The 213-nt window shown below is 47.9% G+C and carries 1 pseudogene; it reads right to left on the bottom strand.

Features of this window, described 5'->3' with window-relative positions:
* Window positions 1-213, bottom strand: a pseudogene (locus BEB54_RS28485) (IS4 family transposase); the annotation flags it as partial.

Genomic DNA, 213 nt, shown 5'->3' on the forward strand with positions numbered 1-213 from the left:
TCTGAAAGCGGGAACGCTTTCTCATAAAGAGTAACAGAACGACCGTGTAGTGCGACTGAAGCTCGCAATACCATAAGCCGTTTTTGCTCACGGATATCAGACCAGTCAACAAGTACAATGGGCATCGTATTGCCCGAACAGATAAAGCTAGCATGCCAACGGTATACAGCGAGTCGCTCTTTGTGGAGGTGACGATTACCTAACAATCGGTCG

Origin of the sequence: Escherichia sp. MOD1-EC6021 (assembly GCF_002965245.1) — a bacterium.
Taxonomy (GTDB): Bacteria; Pseudomonadota; Gammaproteobacteria; order Enterobacterales; family Enterobacteriaceae; genus Escherichia; species Escherichia coli_F.